Origin of the sequence: Nocardia aurea (genome assembly GCF_003123685.1) — a bacterium.
GTDB lineage: Bacteria > Actinomycetota > Actinomycetes > Mycobacteriales > Mycobacteriaceae > Nocardia > Nocardia aurea.
Window position 1 is genome coordinate 1 of sequence record NZ_QCYJ01000116.1, and the last position, 16,356, is coordinate 16,356.

Here is a 16,356-nt window from a genome sequence, read left to right on the forward strand (position 1 = left end):
CCAGGTCGTGCACTGGTCGAACTGGCGGCGATTAAGCCAGACCCGCGCGCGCATCAGCCACTACAAACGACGCGGGCATCACAACCTGTCGTTGCCGTACTAAGTTGCCCGATAGTCCTGACCCAGCACGGGGTCACTGATCGCAACGGATGCTTGCCGAGCGTTCACCGGAAGTCGCTGCCAGAACCACGCATAAGCTTTTCCCGGACACCGAACCTAAAGAAATTGACCTCATAAAATTATCGGGCCAGGTGTTAGCCAGCCGCGACGATCACTCGCACCTGCGTGACAGGCACCGTAATATTCTTGTTGAAGCTGCCTTGTCAATTTCCCAGGAATGCCACGGCCTATCTTCGTCTGATCCACAAACGTTACCGGAGTTATCTCGCAAAGAGTTCCAGATAAAAAGATCTCGTCGGCGACATACAGCTCAGTACGATCAATCTCCCTAGCCTCCACTGGAATACTGAAAACACCTTCGAGCAGTTCCATTGCACTCTGTCGAGTAATACTTTCTAGGATCGAGTCACTGAGCCTCGGGGTTGCCACTCGACCATTACGCACTAAAAATATCGAAGCACCACCAGTCTCAGCGACCTTTCCGGCATGATTTAGCAGAATCGCCTCGTCAAACCCATATGCTTCTGCCTCTAGTCGCGCCAACCGAAAATTATAATAGTTTGCAGCGGCTTTTACGCGCGGCGGGGCAGACTCGTCCCCCGTTCTGCGCCACGAAGAAACGATACACCGCAATCCGAACTCGATTGACTTCTCTCTCGCCGACTGAAACACCGGCATGAAAAACCCGGTATCAGCTTCCGAGGTCTCATTAGTGTAGCGACCCTTTTTAAGGAACAATGTTGGCCGTGCGTAAATATCTTCCTGGTAGCCCAGCGTAGAGACAAGCTCAGTCAATCCATGAGTAATATCGTTTACGGACAAACTCATTGGAATATGGATCAGCTTAGCCGATTCCGCAAGCCGTCTGAAATGATCCGCAACGTGGACAAAATAGTGGCGCGATTCCGCTGGTATCCAATATCCGCGTAGTCCCTCGAACACGCTCGCAGCCCGCAAAACCACCTCTGACCACACATGCACGTGTGCATCACCCCAAGGGCGTACACCCCCATCCATCCAGATTACCTGCGGCTGAGTAAGTTCCGCCATCGCGCTATCTCCTCACTCCATCGCGTACCCTCAAGACCCTTCGCCCAATTCAGGAAGTTTCGTGGCTCTAACGCGAAATCGAAACATTCGTGCCTCCCAAGATCATTGTTACTGCCGCCAGCGGATCCGGTGCGACTAAGTCAGGCACAACATCAAGGTCGGACACGGAGGTTTCACAGTCGAATGATCGCACCCGGACACTACTGAAACCGGCTCGTTGGGCAGCCAGTATATCGACCCCGGAATCCCCGATCATCCAACATTGCTTGGGATCGACACCGAGACGGCTTGAGATACGCAGAAGCATACCAGGAGCTGGCTTACGATCCGGACATAGTGCACGTAGACCTGGCACTGCAGAATCGGGATGATGCAGACAGTAGCTGATTCCATCCACCACTGCGTCCTCTGATTCCAGTAGCTCAAGCAGCCTGCGGGTCGTCTTCGATAAAAGCGAAGCCGACATCTTCCGTTTTGCGATTCCAGGCTGATTGGAGGCAATAAAACAAGGTACGCCAGCATTGTTGACACGCCGCACAGCAAGCCCCGCTCCGTCGACAAGACGCACCTGACTCGGACTCGTTGGCGAATCGGCCAGACGCGACCCGGGAAAATAGCACAGTTCGTTAAGCACACCATCCCGATCAAACACGATTGCTGAAACACGTCCGGTCACGGGCATAGCGATTCCCAACGGGGAGCGGATATTCCAAGGCTCGGATGCAATACGAGCATGTGCCAAACCACCGACTGGTAGATCTCAGTGTGAGTGGTGCGGAAACGCCTATCAGTAACAGGAACGCGCACGCACTCATCCGAGACATCAGCCGTCACGCCGCCATCCGGACCGACTACCCCACAAACAAAGGCACCAGCCTTCTTAGCGAGTCGAACAGCCTCAACGATATTAATGCTTACCGGAGGATCCTCCGATCCACCACCTACCGAAAAAACCATCAGAGCATCATTTGTAGTTATCCTGCTGACCGACAGCCATTGTGCGATCGATCCGCGCCACCCGCTATCATTGATTGAGGCCGTCAAAGTCGCAACATTGTCTGTTGCCGAATAAGCCTCCAGGCCAGCAAGATTCCTCATGTCGCACACAGCGTGTGTCGCATTGCCCGCGCCGCCACCGACGCCGACAACGAACACTCTGCCACCCGATTCACGCACATTGGACAACCGGCAGGCGATACGGTCTATCACGTCACAGTCGATCCTCTCCGCGACTACAGCGACAGTACGGAGGAAAGCCATACTGTATTCGCGCGTCATAACCACACCTCCGTATCGGCACCCAATACACTTACCGTCGCGCCAGTCCGCGAGAACCGGAACGGCAAGTTCTGCAAACCAAACGACTCCAGTACCGAATTCAATGCCTCCCGTCGATCTGGGTCGACCCAGAATAGGATGAAGCCGCCACCTCCAGCACCGACCATCTTCCAAGCCGTTGCGCCGCCAGTTCGCGCAGCGTGAAAAATAGGCGCCCAAGCGGGATCGTGAGAATCTCCGGTCTTGATCGACCAGTGTTCGCGCAACAAACCGGGAACCTGATCCAAATCATCAGCCGCAAGGGCGTTTCGCATTCGTTCGCCAATCCTTCTAATTTGATGAAGTTGAGAAATCCTAGAATTCAGGCTCTTGGGGGATACAGCGAGCTGAGATGAGCTGTCCCGTCGAATTCCTGTATAGAACAACATCATACGCCGCTCCAGTTCACCTAATGTCGAATCCGCGACATCGACAGAATCAACTCGAACAGCCCCCTGTTCCGAAATAATCAACCTCCTAATGCCCCCGAGGCCGCAGATGTACTGATCCTGTTTTCCGACCGGCCGACCCAGCCGGTCCATCTCAAGCGTGCAAGCTTGTTCGATCAGCGCAATTCGATCCATGCGGTTACCCTTGAGAACATTCAGCACAGCGAGCAGGCCTACTGCGAACGCACCCGAGCTGCCGAGACCAGTTCCCGCAGGTACCGGGCCAATAGAGAATATCTCGCCCGAGTCACTGAACCCCACCATGTCCATCGCGGCAGATACAAATGGCTCCGACAGGCGCTGGGCGTGATTAGTGTAAACTGCGCCATCATGGACGAATCTAAGGGAACCGTCAAGCTGCCCACGACTGCCCACAACCACTACACGTGGAGAAATCGAGATGGCGAGTACGTCCGAACCAAACCGGCTCTGATAAAAAGGTAAATCTGTACCGCCCCCGCCGAGTGAGATACGAAGGGGAGTGCTAGCGACAACGATCGACTCACCAATCATTGCGGTGCCACCGAAATCCCAAGGTCGGCTACCATTCGATTTGCAGCAACACGAACCGCCTCGGTGGCCGAATATCGTGGAGCCCATCCCGATGCAAGAGCTTTTCCGATATCAAGCTCAATAACCGGCTGATCGCCTGGCCATGCTATCGAGGTTCCTTCAATAGCCAATTCCGGGGTCCGCAGCCCCATCGCGCGACTTACAATCCCGGCCACGTCGACAACACTCACGCTGCCACCTGCTGCTATATTGAAAATATCACAATAAGGCCCGTCGTTACGGCTATTTTCGCCGATCTGTCGCATACCTTCGATCGCATCGTCGACAAGAACAAAGCTCTTACGCTGGCGGCCATTACCCATCACGGGAAGCTGCTCAGGATTTTTGGAGAGCTTGCAGATGAAATCGTAAATTATACCTCGCCCCATCATTCCGCCGACGACATTTCCCAGCCGGAAGATGCATCCTTGAAGCCCGAATGTCGAACAATACGCGGATATAAGTCCCTCAGCCGCCAACTTTCCGGCAGCATGCAGCGAAGCGGGCAAGAAAGGCCCGACATGCTCAGCCCTCGCTAGTCCAGAGTTTCTCCCGTAAACGCCGCTAGTTGAGGGAAAGATCAACGATCGTACATGACTGTGCCGCATCGACTCCAGGAGTCGATGGGTTAGTAGTATCGATTCGCGAACATCTATACTAGTGTTATGCGCTCCCAGCGGGATATCTGCATTTGCGGCGAAATGCCAGACCTGATGCACGCCATCCATCACCCCAGGCAATATCTCAAAGAGATCACCTGGCACATAGCAGAGACCTTCATCTAGGAAATTACTGAGGCGAACCGCATCGGATCGCGGCAAAATATCCGTGGCGACAATATCGCACCCTGAGTTTCTCAGTGCGGCGACGACATGCGCTCCAATAAAGCCAGCAGCGCCTGTAATTAGAATAGCCACGGCCTACCACCGTCTCTCACGAGCAAATACACAAATATCGACGCGACCGTCGCAGCGTCGATAATAGAACCCCTCGAAATCAGATATGGCAGGTCAGTTAAGTCGATACTTCTCGCAGTTGAACCACTTTCATCTTCAGAAAGCCGCGGCGCCTCAAGACGGAGCGGCATGACCCGAACTATGTGAAAATGCTGGGTCGCCCAATCCGCAGCTTCATAGAAACTTCCTCCGAGAACTTCTGGTTCAGTACCAATCCACCCCGTTTCCTCACGCAGTTCGCGCAGTGCAGCTTGAACCACACTCTCTCCCGAATCGACTCCGCCCTGCGGAAGCTCGAGACTCCACCGATCTGCTGCGTAGCGATACTGATCGACCATCGCCAGCGCCCCGCCTGACTCACATATCACCGTTACAAAGTCAGACCGTGACACAACCCCAAATTCGTCCTTCCGACCATCCGCATGAAGAATTTCATCGACCCTGACACGTAGCCACGGCGACTCAAACACCGGCACGCTCGACAAACCCACCTTTGTTGAGGGCTTGCCGTCCCTTCCTGAAGGAATCATCGCATGTTCCCCGGGAAGGAGGTGATCAGACCTGCTTGGACCAGCCGGTCAAGCTCAGCAAGACCAGCCGGAGAGCCGATTTCGTAGAAACGCTGCGACACGTCCAGTGCAGCGAGCTCATCCTCTGCAATCAAAGAATCAAACAGAATCTTGAGATCGCATACGATGTCAGATCGTAGCCGCAATAGCGTCTCACGCCCAAGAATCGCGATCCCATAGTCGACGTAATCGAATCGGCCTTCTGCGCACAGCTTTGAATATTCCACAACTAGACCTTTGGCGATCCGCACATTGCTAGGGACCAACCAGCTATGATCACGCAGTACCACCATAGCTCCCGACCGGCCGGATGTTCGGAATCTCGACACTAGTTCACTGAAATCGATTGGCGTATAGGTATCGCCCAGTAAGACAACAAATTCTTTCTCCAACCATGGCAGTGCCATCCGGAGAGCACCTCCCGTTCCTAACGGGGTAGACTCGACGGTTGACGTAAATTCGAAGCCATTCGTTTCATATCGATTTAGATAATCCAAGATTTGCCGGGCGCAATAGCCGAGGCAAAAATGGATCCGCTTGATACCCTGGCCTAGTAGAAGTTTGAGCACGTATTCCAGGAACGGGCGCCCAGCCACTGGCACTAAAATCTTAGGAAGATCAGCAGTCACTGGTTGCAAACGACTCCCCATACCTCCTGCGATCACGACAACTTGAGGAACAGCTGACAGCGCGCTCATATATAAAACCTCGCGACAAGAGAACGTATGGCTTGATCTGTTTGCTCGATCATGTTATCAAGAGAGAAATTGTCTACAACATGTTTTCGACCGGCGCGGCCCAACATTAAACGCAGGTCGCGGTCATCGACAAGTTCATTTAGTGCACTCGCCAGCTCATCAACCTCCCCGGGCGCCACTAAGATCGCATTGTCAGATGATAAACGCATCTCAGCCGAACTCGCAATGCGAGTAGTGATTACCGGCCGCCCAACCGACATCGCTTCTAACACCGCTAAGCTGAACCCCTCGGCCAAACTCGGTTGAGCCACCAAGTCTGCTGCGGCCAGTACCTCAGGCATGTCAACATAACCGACATTCCGGTCGATTATAGTGCGATGTCCTACATCAAGCCGGTTTATCTCTTTTTCGAGACTATCAGCGTACTCTATCGATGCAGAGCTGAGACTTCCGACAATGAGCAGCCGTGCGCGCTCATCGCATATACTCGCAAACGCCCGCACTAGCTCCAATTGACCTTTACGAGGCTTTAGCCGGCCGGAGTTTACGATCAGGATCTCGTCGTCGCGTAGGCCGTATCGGCTCCGAACTTTGAGCCTTGAGGTTCGCGGACTGAATAACCCGGTATCGACGCCGTGGTAGACAACACGAACAATTTCATCTGACAGAAATGAGCGTGCCCGCTCGGCGTAGAACTCACATCCCGCGAGAACGAGATCTGGGGCAGCCCTGCGGTATGCCAACGACATACGCCCGCGGCCGAACGGTTCTGCCTCTGGAGCTTGTTCGTGGTAAATGCCGACGAGTGGCGCATCATACTGATCTGCGACAATGCGCCCAACAATTGTCATCTCCAAACTGTTCGATACCACCACATCCGGGCGCCAAGCACACATAGCTCGATGTAGCTCGGGCAACAGCCCAAAATAGAGCTGCTCCCACGCTAGCTTGCTTGGATCTTCCAGAAGGGACCGATACTCGTGCAGCCGTCCAACTGTAATGACATCATCGGCGACGGACGCAATAGCTTCGCCGGTGTCATCTGTCACGACGAATATGTCATGGCCACAATGGGCAAGGCCGTGTCCCAGAATACGAGCGTACGTCTCCGCGCCACCGATAGTTGGTTCGTAGCCACTGGTCAGAATCAGTATCTTGCTGTTTGATACATTGACAGAGGGATTCAAGTCACAACCTTACCGTGAATGATACTCCCAGGTGGCACCACGGCCCCGGGCATAATCAGTGAGTCCGACAGACGAGCGCCCACGCCTATTTTGGCCCACGTACCCACAACTGAGTTACTCAGCACGACATCATCACCAACAATCGCGCCTGCGCCGACAAGCGCGTCGTCCTTAAGAATCACGCCCCGACCAATAGCCCGCGTACCTTGGACCCACAGCCTTCCATCCCCAATCGGGACCGACGTCGCAACACGGGATGCCATATCCGATGAGAGTGCCCACAAGTTTGCACGCCGAAGCGAATCGACTGTACCTACGTCATCCCAATACGCCGTTGTCTGATACGCACGTATCGAACACCCTCTCGACAGCAGAGTCGGAATCACATGTTTGAAGTCATAAGAGCCAGCGACACCCGACGGGTTCAGCCAACTTAACACCTTTGGGCTAATGACATAGATCCCACAATTCACAAAGGCACCCGCTGGCGTTGCGACCGTCCAATCTTCAATTCCAACCACGTCATCTCCACGAAGCTGAACAACACCGAACCGATCGGTGTCCAAAACCCGAGTAACAACGATAGCCATGTCAGCGCCAGACGAGCGATACGTATCCAGAAGCTCGACAAAGTTGAGTTGTGTGAATGCATCCCCACTGACGACTGCATAACACTCCACGTCGGACACGGCCGACGCACATTCTACTAATCCGCCAGCAGGCCCACTTAAACTTCGCTCATGAACCAATATCAACCCGATGCCAAACTTCTCTCGCAACTTCGCTGCGGCAAGCTCAAACTGGTGTGATTTTGTATAAACATTAGCTACTAGCGTGCCTATGCCGGAGTCTGAAAGCGCTGCGATATTCCAATAGAGCAGCGGCGTGTTGAGGATAGGAGCGAGTGGCTTAGCCACGCTATCTGTGAGTGGCCTCAGTCGTGCTCCCATCCCCGCACATAACAGAACAGCCGCAACCCCAGACATAGAATGACTCATACGCTTCGTCGGCAACGGTGAATTTACAATCGAATCAAAAATCATAACCGCTGACTACCTCCAACCCCCGAATCTGGTAGCGTTCGAACTTACCCTTCCATCCTATTCCGTCGTCGCTGAAGTGACGGCAGATCTGACGCCGCTATCTTTGTGTACGAAGCTTCCCCCCTGCGGCCCAGAATTGATACCGAAAGCCGCATATGCTGAGCCGGCTGCTAACTGCCACACATCTCGTCTTTCAGCGATCAGCGAGCTAGCGGATTGCATTTGCGTATCCAATGGCTGAGACCCGGCTGCCACAATCCCATTTGACTCGTACCACAGAGAATTCTGCTTCACACGATGGAGCTTCTGACCGCCTAATCGAGCCGAGTCACACCGATCCGTCATCATCATGGTGTTGCCAAACCCCATCAGCTCTGCCGCCCGCGCAGCAATTGTTAGATCGACATGCTCACCATCGAAATTCACGCAGGCGGCTACACGCCCAGCTGCCGCACCACGCATGATCGCGCTCGGCACCGGCCCGACGATCTCTTCCATGTCCGAGAGTCGCCAATTCGGCAAATCGTACGAGCGAAGGAGGCTTTTCCGGTCCAGTTTTAACGTTGGCGTGCGGAAGGCGTACCGAATCTTCACTGGCATATCGTTGAACAGATGGTCGGTGATTATCCGAGCACCGCGACCAGGAAAAGAGGTAGCATATGCGACATCGATAATATGATCGACCGCCTCTGCACTACGAACCGGATCCGAGCGCCTGAAGTGCCCTAGCGCAGGTCGCAGCCCGCTATTAACCAAAGTAGTAACGACCCACTCCAGATCCACGTCCTTGTGGTTCAAAGAGGAATTCGATGTTACTTGAAGTGCGTCCGGCGAGATTACCGTGTAAAGTAAGCCAAGGTCTCCCAGACTTGCCAGTCTCTCCCATTCCCGCTTCGTTGGGCTCCATACCGTAGACGCTGGCGTGCCGCCTCGGCTCGCCAAAAGTGGGCCTTCTAATGCTATGCCAACAATACGCGGAATTACTCCGTCACGGCGCATGGCGCTATACCGAACCATAAACCGCTCAAACTCATCCAGCCGGTCATGGTGCAAATATAGAGTCGGTATGACCAGCACTCCCTCTTCGGCGCACAACTTGTCTAGCCCGCGCAGATCCAGTCGCATGAACTCCGAGAAATCAGCAGAGGCGAAACCATGACAATGCACTTCGACGGGCAACATACTGGTAAAATAGTACTCTCGCGAATTGGAGCTCAATGACCACACGTCTGCGGCGTTCCCTGCCGCAGACACATCGAGTTCCGCAATTCGATCATGACCTTCACCTTGTGTTGCGTCAGTCATGTTTTACCAATGCAATCTATGGCGTCAACCATCACGGTCTCCCAGTCCGGAGCCAAGCTCTATGCATTTATACTACGCCTAATCTGATTTATCCTCTACCTCAAAGACGGCCAGCTCGCCATTAACATAAACTTCACACCCCATCGGCGATCCTAAACCTACCCTTATGAACCGTCTCGCCTTTAAGATTTCCCTAATTCTGTTCGAATCAACATACTTGTCATGAATCTCAATCAAGAGAACTCGCACGGAGTGAAGCCAATTCAAACTGCCGGCGAACACCGACTCCTCGGCTCCCTCAATGTCCATCTTCAGGACGTCAATAGAGTCTATATTGTGTTCGGCTATAAGCGTATCCAGGGTGACAGCGGCGACTTTGCGCGGAGCCATTGCCAGCGTGGACTCAAACCGGTTATTGAGCGCTTGGCGTCGGCGCCAAATGGTGTCGACTATCGATCCGCTACCCCACCACTTACTTACACCGAAGGAAGCCGATCCATCCTCGCCTGAAATCGCGCATGAGATCAATTTCCAATTTTTTCGAGCATTAACGCGCAGGACATTTTGGTTCTCTGCCAAAGGCTCAATACAGAGAATCTTGGCGTCGGGGAATAGCTCCGAGAAATATGTAGCCGACAACCCAATATTTGCGCCGAGATCGACGACCGTCTGCACGGAATCACACCATTGATGGTAAGGGTAGTCGTACACTCCGCGGAGAAGCACATTTTGGAAAACAAAGAGATCACTCTGACAGCGCCTCAGATGCACCGTGAACTCGTGATCAGCCTTCCCGCGGAGCGATATCGGCGCTACCGATAGTCGTATGATCCGCTCCGACTTCATTGGCAATATTAAGAATCCGACGTGATAGCGAATCACCATCCACGTGCGACGAAATCTGGTTCTAGTCATGAATCCGCTTCGCCAGGACCGCGCGGCGAGGTATACCATGTCGCGCCAAGCCCTATTTGTAACATCGAGGAAAGACGCGCCTTTGGCAACCTCCTCGTCTGTCCAATATCTCGGGAACAGCTGCTGCAATCTCGGTACCATCATTTTCTCACTGCTTCGAGAACGACCGGCAGATCACTCAAACTTGGAATCTCACATCGCGAGCTGTTCAGTTCTATCCTGGCGCATAACGGAGAACAGTAGATCGAGGCACCAAAGGTCATGTTTCGAGCTGCCGCTACCTCGATTGGCGAATCACCCACGAACCAGCAATCACTTGATTCGATTCCGAGGAGACCAGTACATAATAAATACGCAGAGGGATCAGGTTTCGCCACGCCGACAACGCCAGAGTCCACAATTACTTCGAAATATTTGGCGAGTCCCTTGCGCTGCAGCGACTCAGCAAGGCCCCCATTGGCATTGCTAAGAACGCCCAGGGTAATTCCTTGGCCAGTCAGATCTTCAAGTACATCGAATGCAGCCGAGTCGATCTCAGTCCAAAGCGTATCGTCGGCCGCGCGATAAGCTCGCCAAGCTTCTTGCCCATCTTCAGCTGGAATACCAAGGTAGTCTGCCCAATGTTGCAACACTCGCGGCGTATCTTCGGGAAGTTCGTATTCATGAGCCCACGCCGAAGCGAGATATAGCGATAGTGCGCACAGGTCCGGGTCGACACTGTGGCCAGTCCTCGAGAAGATTGCGCGCGCCATCGCGATGCCGCTTGGATGCACCAGAATACCGCCGACGTCAAAGATAATTGATTTTGGAAATCTAGCACAAGGAGTCATCGCTTACCTGACCGATCCCGATTTCCGGGTTGAACCTGGTACTTCCCTAATCGCTCAACGTGAATATGTTAGCATCTCCGTTGACACCGGATCCATCGACAATTAGATCCGCAAACCTCTGCGGCTCCTCCAACGCAACATACACATCTTCTGTCGGCATCCACTTGTCAACCCACGTGCTTCGCATCTCCTCGCCGTCGCGCGCCACGCCTCGGGCAAGCCGAACTTCGTACGACGCATCGACCCAGGCTTTGAAATCAAAGTAGTCGCGCAGCAATGATGAAGTCGAATAGACTCCTTCGACTATCACCAGGCCAGCAGGGTCAACCTCGTGCCATTCAGCGAGTTCGTCTCTATTCCAGTCATATCGCTGATATTTTCCATGCCGACCAGCACGCAGTGGCTCCAGCACTTCAGATATAAGTCGATACCTGTCAAAGTTGGCGCCCGGTTTCGACGTATCGTCTGGCCGCTGATTCCGTGGAAGATAAAAATCATCCATCTCGATCACCGTGACGCCGCTCCAACCGTCGGCCAACTGTCGCGCGAGCGTCGACTTTCCTGACCCTCCCCTGCCGTCTATCCCCACCAGGGCAACTGCCGAACCTTCCGACCTAGCCGCGGTGATCTTGCTTCGGATCGTACTGATATCGACTTTGCTAGCTGCCACTTCGTTTCTCGCTTTCTATTCCAAGAATATCATAGATATCACTGATGCACTGACTTTCGGATATAAATATAATAGCGTTCCATCCGCGGCTCTGTGCGGCGAGCACGTTTCCGTCTCGATCGTCGATCAGCAATATTTCATGCGGCGGTATACCAGTCGCGGTCTCAACATGGTCCCAGTATGCCAGTTCAGGCTTGCGCGCCCCTACCTCGCTGGAGTCAAATACGTGCGTAAACGTCTCCATCGGAATAGTTTGTTGCCACACACTTCGGGCCTCAGATACATTGTTGGTTGCGATCCCCATCGTGAACATTGAGGCAATCTCATTTATTAGATCAAACAGGCCATGACGAACAGTGCGTCGTGTGGGGAACCCAACTCCTCCCCACCAGATATGCTTTCCGGCCTCATGGTTGGCAATCCCTCCTGAATCCAATACTCGACGATTGAGCTCGGCAGAAAACCAGGAAAGAGAAGCCTCACCTCGCTCGACTTTGTCCCACGCCCCTTCCAATTCAGTGAACTCTCTTACGATACCCAGCCAAGAATCTTTCGGGAGGCGAAACGCCGTATGCAGGAGGGCAACATCGAATTGCGCATCCTCAACAAGCACCCCGGAGTAGTCCCACAGGATAAGTGATATTCGGGTCACACTGTTACCACTTCCCACTCTTTAGCCGCAGCGCTATTTTATCGCCAGTATTCCTTCGAAGCAGAGATACTTCTGTACCGTCATAACGCTTTCGAATCCGACGTCTTCTAGAACCTCGTGATTCGATGCACTTACCTGCGGCGTCATAACGGAACGGAGGCTGCGGTTCTTTTCGTAAATTTCCTGAACGTTGAAGCCGCCATTTAATTTGTAGTCGGCGTATAGTTGCCCAACCATATCTTGGAGGCGTGCATCAGGACATAAAGTCTTTTCAAATAGAAACAGCGCCCCCCCGGTAACGAGCCCTTCGAAGATACGCTTAATTATCTCCCTTCGCTGTTCAGGCCTGGCGAACTGCAATGTATAATACAATATAACGACGTTGCTTCCTGAATAGTCCATAGAAGCAGCGTCGCCCGCGAGTATGCTGATAGTTGAGAAGCTCTTGCATTTTTCTCGGGCGACTCTGATCATATCTGGCTCGATCTCTACTCCAATAAATGCCGCAGGCCCGTCCAGCCGCTCCGCGAGAAGCGTAAGTAGCGTTCCTGTCGAGCATCCAACATCAATGATCTTGCTGCCAGGTGGGGTAAAGAACTCAGCGAGACTAGCTATCAGATCGTGGCCCTCAGTGTATAGCGGTATGCTTTTCCGAACGTGAACCTCGAAATGTTCTGGCGTGTTCCCTCCGAAGCTCCACTTCGTTGTGCTCAGAAGGATCGAGTCACCGACAGAACGATGAAGTGCGAGGTCGGCAGTCTCATCGGTCACTGTTATGCCTCACCGTCAAGCTCGTTTGATGGGCGGGGTCCGACGGTGGGCGGAGCTGTATGGCGATCGCGGTTGCGCGTTTCGACGGGAATCGCGCGAGCAAGGGAATACAGTCTTGCTTCGTCAACGCCCACCCCGAGTCCCAGGCTCGTCTACCAGATATCTGCACATACATCGCATTAACTCAGCCCCCTTCGAACGTGCCGCTTATCCAGCTTGGAGGTGGCCAGACGGTAGCCGGCGACCCCTGCTACGTGACCGCACTGTCTATCCGTAGCTTATCTGACGGGGGCGTGGCTGTGCGCCCATATCTGCAGGTTGCGCACTGGCTCAGCAGTTAACGCTGTTCATTTCCTGTGAATCTTCGCCAATCCTTCTGCTAGTCCGGAAGATCTCCGGTTGCTGTTAATTTTGGTGGCATCGTATTGCCGGTCTGTACATCCAGTGGATATGGTGGGTCCCGGGTCCGTTCGGGCTTGCGTTGCGGCTGGCGCGTGACTGGGGTTCCGCGTTCGCTTGGAGTGCCACCAGGAACTTTCCGCCTGTCTGAGTTCTTGGACGCCTGTGCGACTGGCTTGTGAGAAGGGGAGGGCGCGTTCGGATGCGTGTGCTAGTTACAGGTGGTGCTGGGTTCATTGGGTCGCATCTACTTGATCGACTCGCAGAAGGCGGCCACAAGATCTCGGTCATAGACAATCTCTCGACAGGGACAAGAGCACGCGTTCCAGCAAGGGTTCAGCTACATGCCTTCTCCGTCGAAGCCGCGTCTGCAGTCGCGGAGGTCATTGCTGTTGAACGGCCTGAGGTGATCTATCACCTAGCAGCGCAGACGAGCGTCCGCAGGTCGGTGGCTGATCCGATACGTGACGCCACGTCCAATGTCATGGGCACCTTGGCGATCCTGGAAGCGGCCAAAGAGATAGATGCTCAGGTGATAATGGCAAGCACCAGCGGCGCGATGTACGGTGATGGCGTACTTCAGCCAACACCTGAAACTGAACTTCCGCGAACAACTGCACCCTACGGAATCTCGAAATATTGCGCCGAGCAGTACCTTTGGCTGTTCAATCGGTTGCATGGTTGCCGTCACATCGCCCTCCGGCTAGGAAACGTCTACGGGCCGAGACAGGATCCGTACGGCGAATCGGGCGTGGTGGCAATTTTCTGCAGGCAGGTTGCCCAGGGCGAGAAGCCAACTGTTTATGGTGACGGTGCACAATCCCGAGACTATGTGTACGTTCGAGACGTCGTTGGAGCATTTATCGCTGCCACGGCTTACCGCGGCAGCGACACTGTATTCAATATCGGTACGGGGCACGGCAGCTCGGTGCTTGAGGTTCTCAACGCGGTAAACAGCGCTGCAGGAACGACATTGGTGCCGATCCACGCACCGGCACGTAGTGGTGAAGAGCGGCACGCGGTCCTTGATTCCTCCCGGGCGGCGAAGCAATTGGGTTGGATCGCGCAAACAAGGCTTCGCGTCGGAATCCATGAAACCTTCCATGTTGATCATGGTATATCCGATAGTTCTTCTGTGCCTCTTTGATGATAGCGAATTTTCACGGCACCGCCAGTTAGGAGCGAATCATACTAATCGTTGCTTTCAAACCCGGCCATGATGGCGGAATAGCGGTCGTCGAGAACGGTCATTTGTTGTACTCGCTCGAGTCGGAAAAGGATTCATTCGCTCGATATTCTGTTCTCACACCAACAACCTTGCTGAATATTGCTGAGCGGCTAGATACGCTTCCAGATGTTGTTGCTATCGGCGGTTGGCAGGAGCAAGGGGCCAATGTTCGTGGAGAGATTGGTGCCGGCTACCGCGGATTCGATCGATATTTTCTTTCTAGCCAAAAATTCTTCGGCAAGGAGATTGATTTCTTTTCGTCATCGCATGAGCGCTCACATATTTTCGGCGCGATTGGCATGGCTCCGTCGGAAAGTCACGTTATCGAGGTCGTTCTTGTGTGGGAGGGCACTACCGGCGCATTCTTCATGGTCAATAAAGAAAACCAGGTCGTCAAGCGCGTCGATGTTATGGACCAGCCTGGTGCAAAGTACGCAGCCTTGTTTGCAATCCTGGACCCCGGGTTTGCGCCCGAAGGCGGCTATCCCCGTGATAGCGACGCCGGAAAGTTGATGGCGCTAGCTGCCTACGCCGACCCACGAGATTCCGATGCCGACATCCGTGCGGCAGTCGAGCGAGTCCTGGCGATCACCGACGCCTACCCGATACCAAAGAACGATTTTAGCGACACAGTTCTGTTTAACGCCGGTGAGTCTTCAGAAATCGGTGTCATGGCCGCAGCGGTCATCAGCGAACGACTGTTTGAAGAGTTTTCCGAAGTCGCCCGACAAAGCATTCCGCGTGGACTGCCTCTGCGCATATCGGGTGGCTGTGGTCTGAATTGCAGCTGGAATCAGAAATGGCGCACCATAGGCCATTTCTCAGAAGTGTTCGTCCCGCCCTGCCCCAACGACTCAGGCTCGGCAATCGGTACGGCTGTCGATGCCCAGGCAGTGCTCACGGGGCAGAGTCATATCGAATGGGACGTCTACTCGGGCCTGAATTTCGTCAACGACGTGAGCCCTTCCTCTCACCGGTGGCACCGTCGCTCCCTCGACCATCACGCATTGGCGGACACGCTGGCTAGCGGTCGAGTAGTCGCTTGGGTACAAGGCAGGTGGGAGATCGGGCCGCGAGCCCTCGGCAATCGATCATTATTGGCTGATGCCCAGTCGTCGCAAAGCAAAGAGCGCCTTAACAAGATCAAGCAACGAGAGCACTACCGGCCTATCGCGCCTGCCGCTCGTATCGAGGATCTAGCAGTTGCGTTTGACAGCGATTTTGAAGACCCTCACATGCTGTACTTCCGGCGTGTCCGCGATGCACGTCTGAAGGCAGTGACACACGTCGACGGTTCAGCCCGTGTGCAGACTGTTTCCCAACGTAGTAACGCTACTCTTCACCAATTTCTGAGTGCGGTGGCGGACCGCCAGGATCTAGGGGTCGTGTGCAACACTAGCCTGAACTTCAGTGGGCACGGCTTTATCAACCGGATGTCTGACCTTATCGCCTATTGCGAAAGCCGCAATGTGACAGAGATGGTCGTGGGCCTCGACTGGTACCAGGATAGTTATAAAAGTCGCTCTATATAGAGACGCGCACACCGAGTCACCATGAAACGGTTTGCACTCGACTTAGAGCTCCTAACGGGTTCGGTCAGGTGGCGGCGAGACCTGCCGTCGTACAGGATGTTGCGCTGTGGCAG

General features: G+C 54.0%; 17 protein-coding genes. 2 read left to right on the forward strand and 15 right to left on the reverse strand.

The genetic code is table 11. The features are described from left to right. Nucleotides 1-231: 231 nt before the first annotated feature. The 15 genes from DAT37_RS27420 to DAT37_RS27490 form a co-directional block, all read right to left on the reverse strand. Entirely contained in the window at nucleotides 232-1,170 is a 939-nt protein-coding gene (locus DAT37_RS27420; RefSeq protein WP_109527777.1) for an aminotransferase class IV, read from the reverse strand. A 67-nt stretch (nucleotides 1,171-1,237) separates the two neighbouring features. Further along, complete coding sequence (locus tag DAT37_RS46495; RefSeq protein WP_109527778.1) at nucleotides 1,238-1,852, reverse strand: D-glycero-alpha-D-manno-heptose-1,7-bisphosphate 7-phosphatase; 615 nt, start codon at nucleotides 1,850-1,852, stop codon at nucleotides 1,238-1,240. Further along, nucleotides 1,843-2,448: an SIS domain-containing protein gene (locus DAT37_RS27430; RefSeq protein WP_109527779.1), complete on the reverse strand. Its 606-nt coding sequence runs from the start codon at nucleotides 2,446-2,448 to the stop codon at nucleotides 1,843-1,845. The genes DAT37_RS46495 and DAT37_RS27430 overlap by 10 nt, the downstream gene beginning before the upstream one ends. After that, a complete protein-coding gene (locus DAT37_RS27435; RefSeq protein ID WP_157978732.1) occupies nucleotides 2,445-3,449 on the reverse strand; it encodes a GHMP family kinase ATP-binding protein in 1,005 nt (334 codons plus the stop codon). The genes DAT37_RS27430 and DAT37_RS27435 overlap by 4 nt, the downstream gene beginning before the upstream one ends. Next, nucleotides 3,446-4,405, reverse strand: coding sequence for an NAD-dependent epimerase/dehydratase family protein (locus DAT37_RS27440; RefSeq protein ID WP_109527781.1), 960 nt, complete (start codon nucleotides 4,403-4,405; stop codon nucleotides 3,446-3,448). The genes DAT37_RS27435 and DAT37_RS27440 overlap by 4 nt, the downstream gene beginning before the upstream one ends. Continuing rightward, nucleotides 4,393-4,974, reverse strand: a complete 582-nt coding sequence (locus DAT37_RS27445) for an NUDIX hydrolase (protein ID WP_109527782.1) — start codon at nucleotides 4,972-4,974, stop codon at nucleotides 4,393-4,395. Before DAT37_RS27445 ends, DAT37_RS27440 begins: the two co-directional genes overlap by 13 nt. Continuing rightward, nucleotides 4,971-5,711 (reverse strand): sugar phosphate nucleotidyltransferase, encoded by a 741-nt coding sequence (locus DAT37_RS27450; RefSeq protein WP_109527783.1) that lies wholly within the window; start codon nucleotides 5,709-5,711, stop codon nucleotides 4,971-4,973. The genes DAT37_RS27445 and DAT37_RS27450 overlap by 4 nt, the downstream gene beginning before the upstream one ends. Continuing rightward, on the reverse strand, nucleotides 5,708-6,898 hold the full coding sequence (locus tag DAT37_RS27455; protein WP_109527784.1) for a glycosyltransferase family 4 protein: 1,191 nt from the start codon (nucleotides 6,896-6,898) through the stop codon (nucleotides 5,708-5,710). Before DAT37_RS27455 ends, DAT37_RS27450 begins: the two co-directional genes overlap by 4 nt. Further along, entirely contained in the window at nucleotides 6,895-7,941 is a 1,047-nt protein-coding gene (locus DAT37_RS27460) for a sugar phosphate nucleotidyltransferase (protein WP_109527785.1), read from the reverse strand. Before DAT37_RS27460 ends, DAT37_RS27455 begins: the two co-directional genes overlap by 4 nt. A 57-nt stretch (nucleotides 7,942-7,998) precedes the next feature. Further along, entirely contained in the window at nucleotides 7,999-9,246 is a 1,248-nt protein-coding gene (locus DAT37_RS27465; protein ID WP_198654459.1) for an amidohydrolase family protein, read from the reverse strand. A gap of 78 nt (nucleotides 9,247-9,324) precedes the next feature. Then, a complete protein-coding gene (locus tag DAT37_RS44345) occupies nucleotides 9,325-9,921 on the reverse strand; it encodes an FkbM family methyltransferase (protein WP_157978733.1) in 597 nt (198 codons plus the stop codon). Between the two features lie 380 nt (nucleotides 9,922-10,301). Continuing rightward, nucleotides 10,302-10,991 (reverse strand): HAD family hydrolase, encoded by a 690-nt coding sequence (locus DAT37_RS27475; RefSeq protein WP_109527787.1) that lies wholly within the window; start codon nucleotides 10,989-10,991, stop codon nucleotides 10,302-10,304. 46 nt (nucleotides 10,992-11,037) lie between these two features. Beyond that, a complete protein-coding gene (locus DAT37_RS27480) occupies nucleotides 11,038-11,661 on the reverse strand; it encodes a uridine kinase family protein (protein ID WP_198654460.1) in 624 nt (207 codons plus the stop codon). Continuing rightward, a complete protein-coding gene (locus DAT37_RS44350) occupies nucleotides 11,651-12,331 on the reverse strand; it encodes an HAD-IA family hydrolase (protein WP_332873364.1) in 681 nt (226 codons plus the stop codon). The genes DAT37_RS27480 and DAT37_RS44350 overlap by 11 nt, the downstream gene beginning before the upstream one ends. 15 nt (nucleotides 12,332-12,346) lie before the next feature. After that, nucleotides 12,347-13,084: a methyltransferase domain-containing protein gene (locus tag DAT37_RS27490; RefSeq protein WP_157978735.1), complete on the reverse strand. Its 738-nt coding sequence runs from the start codon at nucleotides 13,082-13,084 to the stop codon at nucleotides 12,347-12,349. A gap of 601 nt (nucleotides 13,085-13,685) precedes the next feature. Here DAT37_RS27490 and DAT37_RS27495 point away from each other — a divergent pair. Continuing rightward, complete coding sequence (locus DAT37_RS27495; RefSeq protein WP_109527790.1) at nucleotides 13,686-14,630, forward strand: NAD-dependent epimerase/dehydratase family protein; 945 nt, start codon at nucleotides 13,686-13,688, stop codon at nucleotides 14,628-14,630. Between the two features lie 107 nt (nucleotides 14,631-14,737). After that, nucleotides 14,738-16,243, forward strand: a complete 1,506-nt coding sequence (locus DAT37_RS27500; protein WP_269814807.1) for a carbamoyltransferase C-terminal domain-containing protein — start codon at nucleotides 14,738-14,740, stop codon at nucleotides 16,241-16,243. Nucleotides 16,244-16,356 lie beyond the last annotated feature (113 nt).